We start from the raw sequence: 17821 nt of genomic DNA, 5'->3' as shown, positions 1-17821 counted from the left end.
GCATCCATGTTCGACCTGAAAATCGTCGGTGGGACCGTCGTGGACGGCACCGGCGCGCCACGCTACCGCGCCGACATCGGCGTCAAGGACGGCAAAATCGTCGACGTGGTCCGCCGCGGCGCGGATTCTCCGGAGCTTGCCGGCGAAGCCGCCGAGACCATCGACGCGACCGGACATGTGGTGGCGCCCGGGTTCGTCGACATCCACACCCACTACGACGGGCAGGTCAGCTGGGACAGTTCGCTGGAACCGTCCAGCGGTCATGGAGTCACCACGGTGGTCACCGGCAACTGCGGCGTCGGCTTCGCGCCGGTGCGGCCCGGGACCGAGGACTGGCTGATCAGCCTGATGGAAGGCGTCGAGGACATTCCCGGCACCGCGCTGACCGAGGGCATCACCTGGGGCTGGGAGACCTACCCCGAGTACCTCGACGCCATCGGCAAGCAGAAGTTCTCGATCGACGTGGGCAGCCAGGTCGCCCACGGCGCGATCCGCGCCTACGCCATGGGCGAACGCGGTGCCCGCAACGAACCGGCCACCGCCGACGACATTAAGGCGATGGGTCGCCTGGTCACCGAGGCGATCGAAGCGGGCGCACTCGGATTCTCGACGTCGCGCACGATGGGTCACCGCGCAATGGACGGCGAACCGGTGCCCGGCACCTTTGCCGCCGAGGACGAGTTGTTCGGCCTCGGCCGGGCCATGGCCGCCGGCGGTCAGGCGGTCTTCGAGCTGGCCCCGCAGGGTTCGGCAGGTGAGGACATCATCGCGCCCAAGAAGGAACTCGAATGGATGCGCCGACTGGGCGCTGAGATCGACCGTCCGGTGTCCTTCGCGCTCATCCAGGTCGACGCCGACCCGGGCCTCTGGCGCGAGATGCTGGACCTCTCGGCGGCCGCACACTCCGACGGCAGTCGGCTGTACCCGCAGATCGCGGCCCGCCCGTTCGGCATGATGATCGGGTTCCAGGGCCACCACGGGTTCAGTCACCGGCCCACCTATCGCCGGTTGAAGGCCGAATGCAGCCGGGAAGAGCTGGCGCAACGCCTGGCCGCCCCGGCGGTCAAGGCCGCGATCCTGGCCGAGGACGACCTGCCGGTGGATCCGTCGTTGTTGTTCGACGGCATGTTCGCGCTGGTGCAGCATTCGCTGCACCGCCTCTACGCACTGGGCAACCCGCCGGACTACGAGCCCACCCCGGACCGCACCGTGCAGGCGATCGCGCAGGCGCGCGGCGAGGACCCGCTGTCGACCCTCTATGACCTGATGCTGGAACGGGACGCCAGCGCCATGCTGATGCTGCCGCTGTTCAACTACGCCGAGGGCAACCACGACGCAATTCGCGAGATGCTGCTGCACCCGGCCGGTGTGCTGGGCCTGTCCGACGGCGGCGCACACTGCGGAATGATCTGCGACGCTTCGTATCCCACGTTCCTGCTGACCCACTGGGCGCGGGACCGGCACCGCGGTGACAAACTCTCGCTGGAATATGTGATCCGCAAGCAGGCCCGCGACACCGCGCACCTGTTCGGTCTCACCGACCGCGGCACCATCGAACCGGGCAAGAAAGCCGACATCAACGTCATCGACCTGAACGCGCTGACGCTGCACCCAGCCGCGATGGCCTGGGACCTGCCCGCCGGCGGAAACCGGATCCTGCAGGGCGCCAGCGGATACGCGGCCACCATCGTCAGCGGCACGGTGACCCGGCGCAACGACGTCGATACCGGCGCACGGCCGGGCCGGTTGGTGCGCGGCGCGCGTTAGGCCGCGCCGGTGCAGACGGCCGCGGGCAACCCCGCCCGGACCCGTGCCGAGGACGCGATCGGGGTCCCGCCCGCGTCCCCGACCCTGGTGCCCGCCGAGCGCTACTACTCGCCGGCGTTCGCCGCCCTCGAGATCCAGCGGATGTGGCCGAAGGTGTGGCAGCTTGCCTGCCTGGTCGACCATGTCTCCCACCCGGGCGACTACTTCGAATACCGTTGTGGCCCATACGGAGTCCTGATTGTCTGCGATGACGACGGCGTGCTGCGTGCCTTTCAGAACGCCTGCCGGCATCGGGGGAATTCGCTGTGCGTAGGCAGCGGTTCGGGGTTGCGCGAACTCAAGTGCGGATACCACGGCTGGACCTGGGACCTCGCCGGGGTGCTGAAGCGGGTCCCCAACCGCAAGGGCTTCGGATCGCTGAAGATGTCGGACTTTCCGTTGGTGCCGGCCGCTGTCGACGTTTGGGCGGGGATGGTGTTCGTCAATCTCGACCTCAGCGCGATGCCACTGATCTCCTATCTGGATGGCATCCCCGAGGACATCGCCTGGTGCGATATCGGCGACTTCCGTTGCTACGCAACGCTGACCGTCGATGTCGAAGCCAACTGGAAGACCATTGCCGACGGCTACAGCGAGACCTATCATATCCAAACGTTGCACCCCGAATTGCTGCGCTGCGTCGATGATATCCATGCGCCGCAACAGATCTGGGTGCACGCAGGTAAGTCCGACCAACCGTACGGGGTGCCCAGTCCGCGTTTCGAGGGCACCCTGAGTGACAAAGAAGTCTGGGACGCTTACGTTTACACCCAGGGTGCGCTGATGGGTGCGGCCGAGGGCACACCCTTTCCCGATGACGGCCAGTCGGTGCCGGAGCTGATCGCGGCGCGCACCCGGGAGTTCGCCGCGGGACGCGGGGTGAACCTGGACTGGGCCGACACCGACCGGATCACCCGACTGCACCAGTACAACGTGTTCCCGAACATGACGTTCCTGGTCAACGCCGACCACTTGACGATCATGACGTCGCGGCCCGGCCCGGATCCGGACCACGGTGAGCTGACCATGTTCCTGATGACCCGGATGCCGCCCGGCGCCGACCGCAACAAGCCCGCCGACATGCGCATGGCGGCCGCGGATGCCGAACCGGGAATCGTGCTGACCCAGGACATCCGGATCCTGCCCGGCCTGCAACGCGGCCTGCACCAGCCCGGCTTGACGCATCTGGTGCTCTCCAATGAAGAACGTCGGGTGATCAACATGCACCGCAACCTGGAGCGCTACCTCGACCTACCGGAGTCCGAACGGATGACCGGCGGCGCTAGTGCTGCTTTTCTGGCGCGAGCAGACGCAGAATCGCACTAACACCGTCATTTTCATGCGATTCTGTGTCTGCTCGCCACGGATTTCAGGCGTGGCGGGCGGCTTCCCGGGCCAGTTGGACGCGCGAGGCCAAGCCCAGCTTCGTGTAGACGTGCGTCAGATGTGCCTCGACGGTGCGCGGCGAGATGAAAAGCCGGGCGGCGATGTCTTTATTCCCCAGCCCATCGCTGACCAGGCGGACGACGTCGAGTTCGGCGGGGGTGAGCGAAGCCCAGCCGGACGCCGGGCGTTTGCGTTCGCCCCGACCTCGCTGGGCATAAGCGATCGCTTCGGTAGTGGATAGCGCTGCCCCCTCGGCCCAGGCGGAGTCGAAGTCATTTTGGCCCATCGCATCTCGGAGCGTCGCCATCGAATTCTCATAGGCGGCCTGATGGATCAGGTATCGCACCTCCCCGGTGCGTTGCCGGATTGTCTCTGCGGCACCGAAGAGCCTAGCCGCCTCGGGATAACTCGCGGCTAGCACGGCCAGCCCAGCGAGAAAGTCGAAGACGTCCGGCACTCCCAGCTGTGCCCCGGTATCGGCGGCACGCGTCAGCGCTTCGTGAGCGTCACGCTCGGCCGACTCCGCGTTCCCCTCAGCGAGCGCCACGCGGGCACGGGTGTTCAATGCGAACGTGCCGAAATAACCAGCGGTCGCCGGAACTCCGCGATCGGCCCAGCGGCGGGCCGCCACGACATCGCCTTCCGCGAGCTCGGTTTCGGCTCTCCACATCAAGTTGGTCGACGAAAAGCCGGCGTTCGGTATCTGGCCATAAGCTGTCGTGAGAGCGTCGCGCGCGCCTGCGACGTCTCCCACGGCCAGCCGTGACCAACCCAGTGCGAGATAGCCGAGCCCCTCGATCGCAGCACCTAGCTCAGCGGCGAACTCGACCGCCGTCTCGGCCGCGGCAAGCGCTGCAGTCGTGTTGCCGTGCCTCCCCAGTACAAAGCTCTGCGCCATCAGGGCGTTGAATCTCGTGAGCAGGTCGCCGGCTGCATCGGCCTCTGCGAGCAGATCCCCCAATTCATCCGCGGCGCCCTGGAGCTCACCGCGCATCGCCCGTCCCCCAGCGATACCCCATAACCGGCACTGGCCCGACGCCACCCGGTCGCCGACCGAGTCGGCGAGGTCGCGACCTTCGGCCGCCGCGTGCTCGGTGATCGAGCTGCCGGCCATCACAGCGGCGTATGCGCGGAAGCCGAGCAGCTGGCTCAGTCTCCACTTGTCGCCCAGGGCGCGCGCCAGCTCGATCGCCTCGGCGAAGTACGTTGCCGCTTGTTCGGGATCGAAGGCGGCCGTGCCAATGCAGCCGGTGAGAGCACGGACCAGCAGGACGGGGTCGTCCAGTTGGCGAGCAATGGTCAGCGCTTCGGTGGCTTGCTCCCCGCGTTCCGGCATGCCGACCCAGCCGTCGAGGAGTGCCGCGTCGGCCAGCGCCCGCGCCACCACCGCCGGTGCCACCTCGCCGTCCACGGCGTCCAGATCGGTCAGCGCCTCATCGATCCAGCTCATTCCTTCGCGCAGGCGGCCGCGCGTGAGCCACAGTGGCTGCAGCGACGACGCCAGCTGCAATGCCACTTCCGTGTCACGCCTCTCGCGGCTCCAGGCGAACGCCGCGCGCAGGTTGTCGAGTTCGGTTTCGGTTTGCTCAACCCGCCGCTGGTGTCCGGTGGCGGCTGGCGCGTCGAGCGCGGCCGCCATTGCGGCGTAGTAGTCGCGGTGGCGTGCACGAACCGTGTCCACCTCACCGGATTCGTCAAGTTTTTCCGCGGCGTACTGCCGAACGGTCTCCAGCAGCCGATAACGCGTTCGCCCTACTGTGTTATCCGCCACCACCAGCGACTTGTCCACCAGTAGCGTGAGCTGGTCCAACACCTGGAAGCGCTCCACCTCTGTGCCCCCGGCCACGGCACGCGCGGCGGCGAGATCGAAGCCGCCGACGAATGCCGCCAGCCGCCGGAATAGGGCGCGTTCGGAATCGGTCAGCAGCGCATGCGACCAGTCGACCGACGCCCGCAGGGTTTGCTGGCGGCGCACCGCGATGCGCCCGCCCCCGGTCAACAACCGGAAGCGGTCATGCAGACTGCTCACGATTTCGTCGAGCGAGAGCGCCCGTACCCGGGCGGCCGCCAACTCGATCGCCAGGGGCATGCCGTCGAGCCGACGGCAGATCTCCTTGACCGTCTCGCTGTCGTCGTCGGCGATGTGCAGATCGGTGCGCGCTCGCCGGGCCCGGTCCAGGAACAGCGCAACGGCGTCGTCCTCCAACGACAGGGACGGCACCCGCCAGGTCACCTCGCCGGGTACGTCGATGGGTTCGCGACTGGTCGCCAGCACCGTCAACCCGGGGCAGGCCGTCAGTAGCGCGGCGGTGAGCGCGGCGATCGCGTCGAGGAGGTGCTCGCAGTTGTCCAGTACGACCAGCATCTGACGGTGACCCACGAACCGGATCAACGTCTCGGTGGTGGAGCGGCCCGGCTGGTCGGTGAGCCCCAGTGCGCCGGCCGTCGCGACCGGCACCAGATCGGGGTCGGTGAGCGGCGCCAGGTCGACGTACCAGGCGCCGTCACCGAACTCGGCGGCCTGCTGGCCCGCGACCTGAATGGCCAGCCGGGTCTTGCCCACCCCGCCGGCACCGGTCAGGGTGACCAGCCGGTTGGCGGCCAGGATGCGCCGTACGCCGTCGATCTCGGCGCCGCGGCCGACAAAACTGGTCAGTTGCGTCGGTAAGTGCTCGGCAGCAACGGTTTTCGATGTCCTCAGCGGCGGAAAGTCGTTGGCGACGTCCGGGTGGCAGAGCTGTACCACCCGCTCGGGACGAGCAATTCCGCGAAGTTCGTGGCGGCCGAGGTCGGTCAGCCACGCATCATCCGGGAGCGCGTCGACCACAATGTCCTCGGTGGTGCCCGACAGCACCGTCTGACCGCCGTGCGCGAGGTCGCGCAGGCGCGCCGTGCGATTGATCGTGGAACCGACGTAGTTGCACCCGTCGCGCAGTTGCACCTCGCCGGTGTGCAGACCGATGCGTAACCGGATCGGGGCCAGCGGCGCTCGTTGCAGCGCCAGGGCGCACGCCACCGCGGCGCTGGCGCGCGGGAACGCGACCACGAAGCTGTCGCCTTCGCCTTGCTCGACCGGACGCACCCCGCCATGGGCGGCAAGCAGGTCGCTGAGAGTGCGGTCCAGGCGCGCGAACGCGGCAGTCATCGCGTCGGCTTCGGTCTCCCACAACCGCGTCGAACCCTCGACATCGGCGAGCAACAGCGTCACCGTTCCGGTTGGCAGCTCGCTCACGTCCAACTCAATCCGTCGATCGGTTTTGGTCATGCTAGCCAGGATCTCGGTGCGCGGAGCCGCGAACATCGGGGAAATCCCGTATTCGGACGCGCGGCGCGGCGTTGACCCTGCGGTGGGGGTGGGATTCTCCCCGCTTCTTGCCGCCATAGCCGCAGAGTGAATTCCGAGTACTCCCCGATGATCTGGCCTGCGCGATTCAGCAGAGTCGATCCCATGACCACCACACTCAGCAACTGCCCCAGCGTCTTCGAGGCCGGGCTACCGGCGATTGACTACGCCGACGCCCGACACCCCGATGATGCGCACGCGATCATCAGCCGGGCCCGTGTGAGGGCACCGATCGCGATCGGACCCTACGGGCCCGAGCTACTGAGCTATGACCTGGTGCACACCGCGTTGCGCGACCCCCGCTTCCGCGTGCCGCAGGGCATGTTCCTTGCGGCACAGGGCATTACGTCCGGCCCGCTCTGGGACCGCGTGGCCGCACTCATCATCTGCATCGACGGCGAGCAACACCACCGGCTGAGACGGCTGGTCAGCAAGGCCTTCAGCCCCAAGTCGATCGCGCGGCTGCGCACGACGATCGTCGACATCATCACCGGTTTGGTCGACGGCGTCACTGCGGACGGTCGCTGCGACGTGGTCACCGACATTGCCCGCCAATTCCCCATCCGGGTGATCTGCGCGCTGGTCGGCGCACCGCCGGAGGACTGGGAATTGATCTCGGCCTGGACCGACCATATCATGGAGGCCTTCGGCTGGGACGCCGCGAGCCAGACACCCATGATCCTGCAGGCCTGGGAAGCTCTAGACGCCTATATCGACGAGATGATCGCGCGGCGCCGCCACACCCTGACCGACGACCTCCTCTCGGAGCTGATCCGCGCCGAAGACCCCGGCTCTCCAGGCGACCGCCTCAGCGGGGACGAGCTGCGCAGTATGGTCGCCTCGCTGCTCATGGCCGGCACCGACACCACTCGTCTTCAGCTGTCCGCCGCGGTGCAGGTGCTGTGCGAGCACCCCGACCAGTGGGAACTGCTTGGCCGGCAACCGGAGCTGGCCGTCAACGCCGTCCACGAGCTCATCCGCCACTCACCGATGACGTTCGTCACGCTGCGCATCGCTGGCCAGGACGTCGAACTCGCCGGAGTACGAATTCCCGCCGGCACGATAGTCATCGTCAACACCGGCGCAGCCAACCGGGATCCCGCCGCGTGTGATGACCCGGACCGTCTCGACATCCGCCGGGCAGGCGCCCCGCCGATTCAGACTTTCGGCGGCGGTATGCACTACTGTCTCGGCGCCAATCTCGCCCGCCTCGAGTTGACTGAAGCCCTGTCAGTCATGACCCGACGCATGCCCAACGCCCGCCGCACCGGTCCCGCTCCTTGGAAACCGGTGAACACGCTGGGTGGACCCATCGCCCTGCCCATCGAATTCGAAAGGGGCGTGTGACGTAGACGACGAACCCGGTATCGTGCTGACCCAGTATCCCGGGGGCTGTCCGAGAAGGAGCGGTGCATGACTCAAAGGCATCGCAACGGCGCCCAGTGACGGCGATCCAGCACGCGGGTCTCAGTGATATCGGCCGGCTGCGCGGCACCAATCAGGACCACTGGGGAGCCGACCCGGATCAGTCCCTGTTCATGGTTGCCGACGGTGTGGCGTGCAGCAGCGACGGCGCGCTGGCCGCGCACCTGATCGTCGAGTTGTTGCCCACCTACGTCGCCCGGCACCTGAAGCCGGCCGATGATGCCACGGCGGAGTCACTGGGCAGCGCAGTAACCGACTACTGCAACGACTTTCGCGCATTCGCAGCCACCGACCCCCGTGCCGTCGGAGCCAACACGACGGTAGTGGCCGTGGTGATCGCGGGGTCCCGCGCGCTACTCGTCCACCTCGGGGACAGCCGGGCCTACCTGTTCCGCGACCAGCAGATACAACAACTGACGCACGACCACAGCGTGATCCAGGATCTGATCGACGCGGGCAAGGTATCGGTCGAGGACGCCGAGCACCACCCCTCCCGTGCGACGCTGACCCGGCATGTGGCGATGCTGCCGCGCCCGTTGCCCGAGACCTCCGAGGTGGATCTGCGGCCCGGCGACCGGATCCTGTTGTCCAGCGACGGGTTACACGGTGTCCTCGCTGACGCGTCGCTGCGCCAGATCCTGGCATCGCACCCCGAACCCGCCGACGCGTGTGCGGCAATGATCGATGCCGCCAACCAAGCGGGCGGGCCGGACAACATCACCGCGTTAGTTGTCAATATTCCGGACGACGATCAATAGCGTTGCCTACGGAGTCCGGCCGGGGAAGGGGACACGAATGGCCAGCAAAGATCGTTTCGCGGTCATCGCCGTTGTAGCCGCACTGGCCGCGGCCTTCAGCGGCTGCTCAACACCGGACCGGCCAACTCCCACCACCACCACCACGACCACCACGTCAGCCACTACGACCACTCAGGCCACCACGTCTGCCCCCGACGGTCCCGGGCGGCACGGAACAGCGGACGGCCTGTCCATAACCCTTGCGCCGCAAGCAGGTACAACCGTCACGCCGGGCGGACCGCCGCTGTCCTTCAACCTCGCGCTGCTCAACACGACACCGACTGATATGACTCAGGTCGGGTTGGTGGTCTCACTGGGTCACTGCGGGTGTGGCTCACCCGAACAGCACATGATGCCACTCGGGTCGCTGCGCATGCTGGACCCGAACACCAAGCAATGGGTCGCGGCCCCGTACAACCGGGAAGCGGGCGGGATGGACTTCATCCTGCAGACATTCGCCCCGCCGTTCGGGATCAAGGCCGGGCAGATCATCAACTATCAGTTCGAGTTGCAGCTCGACGCGCAGCAGGACTTCACCGTCGGCAAGGGTGACGGCGCTGTCCACGTCACCAGGACCGACGCCGCCCACAACGCGATCGGCCCCAGTCCCGCAGCGGCTCTTCGGATTACAGTCGAACCCAGGTAACCCAGACATAACCGGGATGGCAGCAATGGCTGATGACGAGCGGTTCGTTGATTCCGCTGACGTCGTAGTGGTCGGTTTCGGTGCGGCGGGAACGTGCGCAGCCATCGCCGCCCGCGAACAGGGCGCCGAAGTCGTCGCCGTCGACCGTGCCAACGGCGGCGGCTCGACCGCGATGTCCGGGGGCATCATCTATGCCGGCGGCGAGACCTGGGTCCAGCAGCAGGCCGGGGTCAGCGACACCTTCGAGCAGATGCTGACCTACCTGCGCCTCGAAGTCGGCGACGCGGTCAGCCCGCAGACCCTGGAATCATTCGTCCACGGCAGCCCCGAAATGATCCAGTGGCTGACCGATTACGGCGTGCCGTTCGACTCCACGTTATGCCCGTACAAGACCTCTTATCCGAACAACCACTACTACCTGTATCACTCGGGCAGTGAGAACGCCGGTGCGTTCCGCCGGGTAACCCCACCCGTGCAGCGCGGGCACCGCGTCAAGGGCAACGGCACCTCCGGCAAGAAAATGTATGGCCCGTTAGCCAAATCGGCAGTGGCACTCGGTGTTCGATTCCACCCGCAGACCAGGGTGACGAAGCTGGTGCAGAACTCCGCTGGTCGGGTCACCGGGGTGGAAGCGATGACGATGCATTACGCGCCGCCCCGCGTCCGCCGGTTGTATGCCCAACTGGCGGATCTGTCGACCAAACCCGGGGTGTACTACCCGCCGCTACGGACCGCAATGGAACGACGGCTGCGCAAGCTCGAACGACGTTATGCCAGAACAGTTCTGATCGAAGCTCGGCGCGGCGTGATCCTCTGCGCGGGCGGCTACATGGCTAACCGAGACTGGGTGCAGCGGTTCGCGCCGCAGTACCTGGGTGGACTGCAGCTGGGCACCAGCGGTGACGACGGCAGCGGGATCGCGCTGGCCCAGAGCGTCGGAGCGGTGACCGAACGGATGGACAACATCTCGGCGTGGCGATTCATCACGCCGCCAAGCGCTTTCCTCAGTGCGATCATCGTCGACGAACACGGGCGGCGAATCATCGACGAGAGCCGCTACGGCGCGGCGTTGGGTCGCGCCATGGTGCGAGACCACAATGCCAAGGGCTGGATCCTGGTCGACGCGGCGCTGATGAAAGAGGCGCGGCGCCAGATGATCAAGCAGCCGCTGTGGTTTCAGCGCGGTCAGTCCGCGGCGCTGATGCTGTTCGACTCGGTTAAGGGCGCCTCGTTGCGCGAGGTCGCGCACGCGGCCGGGATCGATGCCGACGGGCTGGTGGCCACCGTCGCCGCGCACAACGATGCCATCGACGCCGGCCGAGAAGACCCAGCCGGGAAGCATTCCGACTTTGTGCGCCGCATCGGTGAGCCGCCCTACCGGCTGCTGAATATCTCCATCCGGCCCAACCTGCTCAACCCCACTCCGATGCTCACCCTCGGCGGCATCCGCATCGACGAGGGCACCGGCGCGGTACTCGACGGGACAGGCGCGGCGATTCCCGGGCTGTACAGCGCGGGACGCACAGCGACCGGCGTCTGCTCGAATTCCTACGTCAGCGGCTTGTCGTTGGCCGACTGCGTGTTCGGTGGCCGTCGCGCCGGTTCCCACGCCGCCACTCAGCGGTTGGTGGCCGACCGCTGAATCGCCAGCTCGATACCGGCCGCAACCAAATCCGACTGGTGGATCTGAACGAAGTGGTCACTTCCCGTCGCCACCAGGTGCGGCGTCTGCGGTCGCAGCGCGATCAATGTCGACGTGGCGTCCCGCCAGGCCTGTTCGAGCTTGGCTGCTTTGTCCCCGGCGAGGTCCGGCGGTATCAGAAACGGCTCGGTCCGGGTCAACACCACGACCGGGATGGCCGGGAAACCGGGAGCGGCGGCGACCTGCGCGACGCTGGCGTCGATGTCGATCTCCTCGAAGTTCGTGGCATCCCGCAGTTGCGCGGGTGGCGTGTCCAACTCCCGCCGGTAATCGGGCCAGTCCGACCCCATCAGCTCGGGTATCTCCACCCCGAACGCGTCGACGAACACCACCGCCCGCACCTGCTCCGGGTAGGTCTGGGCGTACAGCCGCGCGAACACACCGCCCAGCGAATGCCCGGCGAGCACGTACGGGCCCGGCACGTGCGCCGCGTCGAGCAGCACGTGCAGGTCGGTGACCACGTCGCGCGCGGTGCGCGGCATCGGGAGCGGCGAACTGCTGTCGCCGACGACGGGAGGATCGGCATAGCGCAGCGTGCCGGGTCGGTCGTAGGCGCAGACGCGATGTTCGCGGGCTACGGTGGGCAGCACGGCCGGGCCGGTCGCCGGTGCGGTGGCGTCGGACTTGCTCCACGGGTCGGACGAGTTGTGGTATCCGGATTCCAGAATCACCGTCGGCGTGCCCTGACCGCGGCACTCTAGATACAGATGTCGCCCATTGCCGATGTCGACCGGGCCGGCGATGTCGCCGGGCGCCAGCGGCGGCATCGTCGGGCGACTGGTATGTGAGCAGCCGGCGAGCAGGGCGGCGACCGCCGAGATCACCGCGAGGCGCGCAATACCCGGCCTGGTCTGCGATATGCGCATCGAAACATTGTGTCGCGCCGGTGGGTGATACGGCCGCCCGGATCAGTTGAATCGTGCCGGCCGACCCGCCAGCCAGGTCCGCAACGCGGCGTCGATCGTGTCTTGACGGCCGGACAAGGTCCCGTCGCTGATGTCGAGCCAGTGCACGCGGGGATCCCGCCGGAACCAGGACCGCTGTCGGCGCACATGTCGACGAGTGGCCAGGGATGTTCTGCGCTGGGCCTCCTGTAACGCGCTGGCATCGCCGCCCTCACGCAAGGTAGCGATGATCTGGGCGTAACCCAAGGCACGTGAGGCGGTGACACTTTTGCCCAATCCGCGCCGCAGCAGCGAAACCACCTCTTCGACCAGACCTTGGTCGAACATCTGCTTGGTGCGCAAGGCCAGCCGCTCATCCAGATTCCGGGTGTCACAGTCCAATCCGATGATGACCGTGTCCCAGCGGGGCTTACCGATGCGCGGCGCGTGGGCCGAGAACGGCTTGCCGGTCAGTTCGATCACTTCCAGCGCGCGTACCGTGCGACGCGTGTCGGCAATCGGAATCGCGGCCGCTGCGGCAGGGTCGCGGCGTTCCAACTCCAGGTGCAATTCGGCGGGTCCCACCTCGGACAACCGCTGCTCCCAGCGGGTGCGAACCGCTTGGTCGGTATCGGGAAACTTCCAATCATCAAGCAGCGCTTGGACGTACAGCATCGACCCGCCGACAAGTATCGGCAGCGCACCCCGGGCGAGGATCGCTTCGACATCGGCCTTGGCGGCCTGCTGATACCTCTCGACACTGGCGGCTTCGGTGATATCGAGGACGTCCATCTGGTGATGCGGAATGTTCCGGCGTTGGGCATACGGCAACTTCCCGGTTCCGATGTCCATGCCCCGATACAGCCGGGGTGCCTCCGCGTTCACCACCTCCACAGCACACTTGCCACCGAGTCTTTCGGCGACGTGCAGAGCGAATTCGGACTTGCCAGTCCCTGTGGGTCCGATGATCGCCATCGGCCTCATGCTCGCTCCATCCCGTCGGGACATTCGCCCCTTCGCACCGGCATTCCAGTGGCCTTCCTGCGACGACAGCTATTCCGTGCAGCGCACACACGCCGAATGAGAAAAGGATCGGATGGGTCGTATCGCCAGGCCGTCTCGCAAAAGATCAGGTCCTCGCGCTACCGGAAATCCGGACCCCTTACCCTCTCCAAACGGGTTGCGATGTCAGATGACCCACGACTCACCGAGCAGGTGGTAGTCGTCTATTTCGTCGTCTGCGGCGACCGCGTGCACATACTTTTCGGGCTCGTCGGAATAGATCTCGACGATCGAAATCGCGGGCTCCCTGAAGCCGAAGTCGCCGTCGATGTCGGTGTGCAGTATCTGGAACGTTATTTCGATCATGCACATTTTCTCGACCCCGGCAGGGGTGTTATGCAGGAGGACCATCTGGGAGACCCGCCCGCTGGGATGTTTGGGCGGCTGGCGACCGTTGGCGAACTCGTCTTCGATGTCGTAATAGCCGGGGAACCAGGTGTTGGTGTAGATGCCCATTTTGAGCAGGAGGTTCATCATGGGTATCCCTACGTATCGCGCGGCGAATTCGTAGGGCGCATGGGGCAGGCGCTTGCGGTGGGTGTAGGTATAGCGGTCGTCGGCCCAGAGAAAGTCATGGTATTCACTGCAATAGGTGAAGTATTTACTGTTCCGGAAGTCTGCCAGGCCCTTCTTGAGTGCAGCGCGCAGCTGTGCTTCCAGCTCGACGTAAAACGGGGCTTTGTTCACAAATCACCTTTCTTGACCGCACCGAACAACCCATTGCCGGTGAGCAGTTGATCGGGATCGTATTCACGTTTGAGCTGCGCGAGCCGGGTGTAGTTGGACGCGTAGACGGCGCGCGGATCCGTGCTGCCATAGTTCTGGTAGAGCGATTTGCCCAGCATGTGACCCGACATCGCCTGCCAGCAGTCGTCGGCGTAGCTGACATGTTCCTCGGGCGGCTGCCGCTCCTCCCAGGCCGAGCAGATCAGCAGGTTGTAGGTCGCGCTGCGGTGCGGGAATGCGGTGTCGCTGGGAGCGTGGTGGTTGATCCGACCACCTACGTGTTCCACCGAGACCAGGCTGCGCGGTGAGGTGATGGTGTCCACCTGATCCAGCAGTGTTGCGGCGGCCTCAGCGGTCAGCGATCCCGCGCCCAGATATCCGGCCCGCCAGTAGTAGTGCTTGCCGTGGGGCACATGCGCATCGAGCATGCTCTGCAACTCGGAGTAGCGGATCTTGCCGATCTCGTCGCGCAGGGGTGTGCCCAGTGCGCGCACGCGTGCGACCAGCCGTGCATGGTCGGTGGCAGGCAGGTAGGACAGCAGCGACAGGACGCAGACGCGTTGATCGTCGACCTGCATGAAAGTGAGATACATGGTGACATCGTCACTGCACTGGTCAGTGAACTCGCGGTAGAAGTCGAAGACGGCCTTCGCGTCGGCGATCCCGAAAGTTATTGAGCCACCTGATACTTCGGGACCGACCTCGTGCAATCGGTAATGGAAGGAGGTGGCGATCCCGAAGTTGCCGCCACCGCCGCGCAGGGCCCAGAAGAGATCGGGATGGTTCTCGCGGTCAGCGCGTAGGTATTCACCACGGGCCGTCACGACGTCGACGGCCAGGAGGTTGTCCGAGGCCAGACCGTGGCGCCGGGACAGCCAACCATAACCGCCCCCCAGCGTGAGTCCTGATATCCCGGTGTGCGACACGGTGCCCAGTGGTGTGGCCAGCCCGAATTGCTGAGTCTCGTGGTCGAATTCGCTGCCGAGCAGACCAGCCTGGGCCCAGGCGGTCTTGTCCTCGCGATGGACGACAATCCCTTTCAGAGCGGACAGGTCGATGACGATGCCGTCGTCGATCATCGCGTGTCCGGCGACGCCGTGGCCGCCCGCGCGGACGGCAACCGGCGTTGACCGAGCGTTGGCAAACCGCACCGCCTCGACGATGTCAGACACCCCGCGGCACTGGACGATCATTGCGGGATGTCTGTCGACACGGCCGTTCCACAGGCGCCGCGCCGAGGGGTAGTCGTCATCCCCCTTGACCAGAAGTCGGCCACGGAGATTGCTGCGCAACAGGTCAACACCGGTCATACTCAGGCCTGCTCTGCCGGAGGGCGCCGAACCGAATTTGTGCGTACCGCGTCAGATCGTCGATATGGTCGGGCGCGGTTTTGCCGACGGCGACGGCGCCCTCGAAGTACGCCTCCCGCAATATGTCGCAGAGGTGCAGGGTCAGCATCCGGCCGTAATCTTCGTAGGTGGCAACGCAGGTGGACAGTCGGTCCGCCCAGTTCGCCACACCGGTTGGCTCCGACAGGCAGTCCTTGACGAAGGCAATCATGTTCTTGTGGTGAGAGCTGCACAGGTTTTCCAGAACGTGTTGCTGCGGAGTGTCGATTCCAAGACATTGCGCCAGTTCTTGGCCCCACATCGTCGCTTCGGGCCAGAGCTGAAGTGCGCTCAACAGACCACACGCCTGCACATAGCTGTCGGTCTCGTTGTTCCGGAGAACCTCGGTCTGGGTGACGACAAATGCATTGGTGTACCGGACCACTTTGTAGAGAAAGGCGGTCAGCGGTTGCAGTGACTCGGGCATGGGCGCCACTGCGCCTTCGACGAACACGTCGGGCATGCCGAGCGTCTTGGCTGCCGAGCCGTGCGCAATCTCGAATTCTTTGGTGATGTCGGTCCCGGCCAGCATCGACAAGATGGTGTCACCGCCGATATGGATGGCCAGAAACCCGGTGATGTCGAGGACATTGTTTCGACAGATGACCCGCACCCGGCAACGCGGGTCCGTTGCGGTGGCGACATCCCACGGATACAGGCGGGCCGCCACGGCCGGCCGCGCGCCCGTGGCCGGCTGCACACAAAAATGGAGTCGCCGCTGTTCGCGTAGACGTCGGAACGCGTCGTCCACCAAAGCGGAATGCATGGCGATCGCCGTACGCAATGCGGTGTGAATGCGCCGCACGAACACCGCGTCGCCCAACACGTAGAGGTGCGCCGGGCCGTCGAGTAACTGAAACAACTCGCCCGCGCGCTGCTGCACGAGACCAACCAGGTTCGGATGCGATACCAAGGTCATGTCCCCGTCCACCAGAGCACGCAGCTCAGCGGGGATGTTCGCCCCTTCCAGCCATACTGCGGCGGCGCGGGCATTCTGGTGTTGTCCGAGCGCTATCCCCATGCCAAGGCAGTCGACATCGGAGAAGATGACGACGGGTGAAGGTTGTTTCGGTGGCCGGCAGAACGCACCTGGTTCGCGCTCTACGAAGCGAATCGACGCGATGTCGTCGACCACAGGAGCCCAGAAGATCGTTTCGTTGCCGCCCGGGTCTCGGCGCACAAAATTCGCCAGAAGCGTTGCGCGCGTTCCATCCCGGTGCTCGATACCGATGGCCGCGCGGTCGCCGGGCAGCCAGCCCAGATCGCGTACCGGCAACCTCCACAATCGCGAGGTGCAGCCACCGGTCTGCACCGGGAGCACATGGGCATGAGCACGCCGCGAGCCGCTGAGTCGTTCGGCCGCACTCACCCGCAAGTGGCGGTTCGCCAGTTCCCACCCCGGTGTCGAGGCGTTTCCTTCGATCCCCCCGTTGCTTCTCTCCCGACCACTGAGAATCGCCTGGTAGGAATAGGCGAACACTTTCCGGTGGTGCAACTGGAAGAAATACCCGTAGCTCTCGCACAGGAAGTGGTAGGCCTCGTCGAGTTCGGGGTAGCGCCCGCGATGCGTCGCGACGTACTCGGACACGGGCATATCACCTACGGCGGCAATCAATTCCCGCCACGCGGGCGGCAGCATTGCACGTGTTCTCGTCATGATCTGTCCGAGAAACGAGGTGTACTTGGTGCGCCCGATCAGCTGGTCCATGACGTGCCAGGCGGGCGCGAACAGCCCCGAAAAGCCCTCCTCGCCTTCGGACATCGCTGCTGTCCACCGTGCGGTGGTATTTCCCCACTCGACCGCGCTGACCCGGGTGTCGGCCGAGGCCAGCACTTCCTCGACCAGCGTTTGCCAGATCCGCGCAAGTCGGACCAGTTGTCCTGCCACACCCGCATGATCTTCGGCTTGCATAGCGCGTTGAATCGCCAAGGGAGCACTGACACCGGGGAAACGGGAGCAGATTTCGATGACGGAAAACCAGAACTGGTGTTCGGTCCTCGATAAAAAGAATGGCGCGAGCAACCGGCAGCTGTCGCCTCTGACGCGTTCGGGTGTGTAGCGTTCATCCCCGCCCCACACGAAGTTGGCGACAAACAAGTCACTTTCCACACAGGACCGATGCCGTCCCATTCGCCGCCACACTGCCTGCCAAGGCTGCATCACCTGCGCTTGCACAGGCGCCAGCACACTGTCGCCGACGGTAGGCACCAGGGTGCCCGCATGGAGACGCTGACTGCCTTCGTCCATCTCCTGCCAGCAGTATTTGAACCCGAGGGCAAGGACGCCCAGGACCATGTTCGCCCGAACCAGATACTTGTCCGGCAGCCCGGTGGGATCCAGCGCGGGCAGGCTCATCAAATTCCGGCACACCTGACCGGCGCGATACCAGGAAGGGATTTCAGCCAGGAATTCGTCCCAAACCCGCCATTGGGCAGGCAGACATCGCGGTAGCGGTTCCCGGGGCAGAAACTCGTAGTCCTGGCTGATAAATCCACGGTGGCCGTAAACATCGGTCGCACTGTCTTTCAACAATGATTCGACAGGGGTCAAGGGCGGCACAATAACACCTCTCAGTGGAGACCAGCGGGTGTAAAAACTGCTCGATATCGGTGCTTGCCAAACGCGAGGTCAGGCACTATTTCTGCGCGTGTTGCT

The 17821-nt window shown here is 65.6% G+C and carries 12 protein-coding genes; 6 read left to right on the top strand and 6 right to left on the bottom strand.

The annotated features are described in order from the left end of the window. Window positions 1–6 precede the first annotated feature (6 nt). Window positions 7–1767, top strand: a complete 1761-nt coding sequence (locus tag AC5Y5Z_RS20580; protein ID WP_499927205.1) for an N-acyl-D-amino-acid deacylase family protein — start codon at window positions 7–9, stop codon at window positions 1765–1767. Window positions 1768–1776: 9 nt separating this feature from the next. Next, the gene (locus AC5Y5Z_RS20575; RefSeq protein WP_499927203.1) at window positions 1777–3132 is read left to right on the top strand and encodes an aromatic ring-hydroxylating oxygenase subunit alpha; all 1356 of its coding nucleotides are present in this window, start codon (window positions 1777–1779) and stop codon (window positions 3130–3132) included. A gap of 43 nt (window positions 3133–3175) precedes the next feature. Here AC5Y5Z_RS20575 and AC5Y5Z_RS20570 read toward each other — a convergent pair whose 3' ends face one another. Continuing rightward, window positions 3176–6457, bottom strand: coding sequence for a helix-turn-helix transcriptional regulator (locus AC5Y5Z_RS20570; RefSeq protein WP_499927201.1), 3282 nt, complete (start codon window positions 6455–6457; stop codon window positions 3176–3178). Window positions 6458–6640: 183 nt separating this feature from the next. On the opposite strand from AC5Y5Z_RS20570, the gene AC5Y5Z_RS20565 reads away from it, so the two are divergent. From AC5Y5Z_RS20565 to AC5Y5Z_RS20550, 4 genes are all read left to right on the top strand, one after another. Beyond that, the gene (locus tag AC5Y5Z_RS20565; RefSeq protein WP_499927199.1) at window positions 6641–7882 is read left to right on the top strand and encodes a cytochrome P450; all 1242 of its coding nucleotides are present in this window, start codon (window positions 6641–6643) and stop codon (window positions 7880–7882) included. 62 nt (window positions 7883–7944) lie between these two features. Continuing rightward, window positions 7945–8718, top strand: coding sequence for a PP2C family protein-serine/threonine phosphatase (locus AC5Y5Z_RS20560; protein ID WP_463827812.1), 774 nt, complete (start codon window positions 7945–7947; stop codon window positions 8716–8718). A 37-nt stretch (window positions 8719–8755) separates the two neighbouring features. Beyond that, entirely contained in the window at window positions 8756–9403 is a 648-nt protein-coding gene (locus tag AC5Y5Z_RS20555; protein WP_473138791.1) for a hypothetical protein, read from the top strand. A gap of 25 nt (window positions 9404–9428) precedes the next feature. After that, window positions 9429–11045 carry an FAD-binding protein gene (locus AC5Y5Z_RS20550; RefSeq protein ID WP_499927197.1) on the top strand — a complete coding sequence of 539 codons (1617 nt, stop codon included), beginning with the start codon at window positions 9429–9431 and terminating at the stop codon, window positions 11043–11045. Here the strand turns inward: AC5Y5Z_RS20550 and AC5Y5Z_RS20545 are convergent. From AC5Y5Z_RS20545 to AC5Y5Z_RS20525, 5 genes are all read right to left on the bottom strand, one after another. Continuing rightward, window positions 11021–11971, bottom strand: coding sequence for an alpha/beta fold hydrolase (locus AC5Y5Z_RS20545; protein WP_499927195.1), 951 nt, complete (start codon window positions 11969–11971; stop codon window positions 11021–11023). The genes AC5Y5Z_RS20550 and AC5Y5Z_RS20545 overlap by 25 nt on opposite strands. Before the next feature lie 42 nt (window positions 11972–12013). Next, on the bottom strand, window positions 12014–12973 hold the full coding sequence (gene miaA, locus AC5Y5Z_RS20540) for a tRNA (adenosine(37)-N6)-dimethylallyltransferase MiaA (RefSeq protein WP_499927193.1): 960 nt from the start codon (window positions 12971–12973) through the stop codon (window positions 12014–12016). Between the two features lie 204 nt (window positions 12974–13177). Continuing rightward, window positions 13178–13738 carry a hypothetical protein gene (locus AC5Y5Z_RS20535; RefSeq protein ID WP_463826411.1) on the bottom strand — a complete coding sequence of 187 codons (561 nt, stop codon included), beginning with the start codon at window positions 13736–13738 and terminating at the stop codon, window positions 13178–13180. After that, window positions 13735–15087 carry an FAD-binding oxidoreductase gene (locus tag AC5Y5Z_RS20530; RefSeq protein ID WP_499927191.1) on the bottom strand — a complete coding sequence of 451 codons (1353 nt, stop codon included), beginning with the start codon at window positions 15085–15087 and terminating at the stop codon, window positions 13735–13737. Before AC5Y5Z_RS20530 ends, AC5Y5Z_RS20535 begins: the two co-directional genes overlap by 4 nt. After that, window positions 15074–17716 (bottom strand): cytochrome b5 domain-containing protein, encoded by a 2643-nt coding sequence (locus AC5Y5Z_RS20525; protein ID WP_499927189.1) that lies wholly within the window; start codon window positions 17714–17716, stop codon window positions 15074–15076. The genes AC5Y5Z_RS20530 and AC5Y5Z_RS20525 overlap by 14 nt, the downstream gene beginning before the upstream one ends. Window positions 17717–17821: the final 105 nt, after the last annotated feature.

Source organism: Mycobacterium sp. NGS29, from assembly GCF_059812965.1.
Note: the sequence above shows the minus strand (reverse complement) of the source record. Positions and strands in the feature narration are given on the sequence as shown.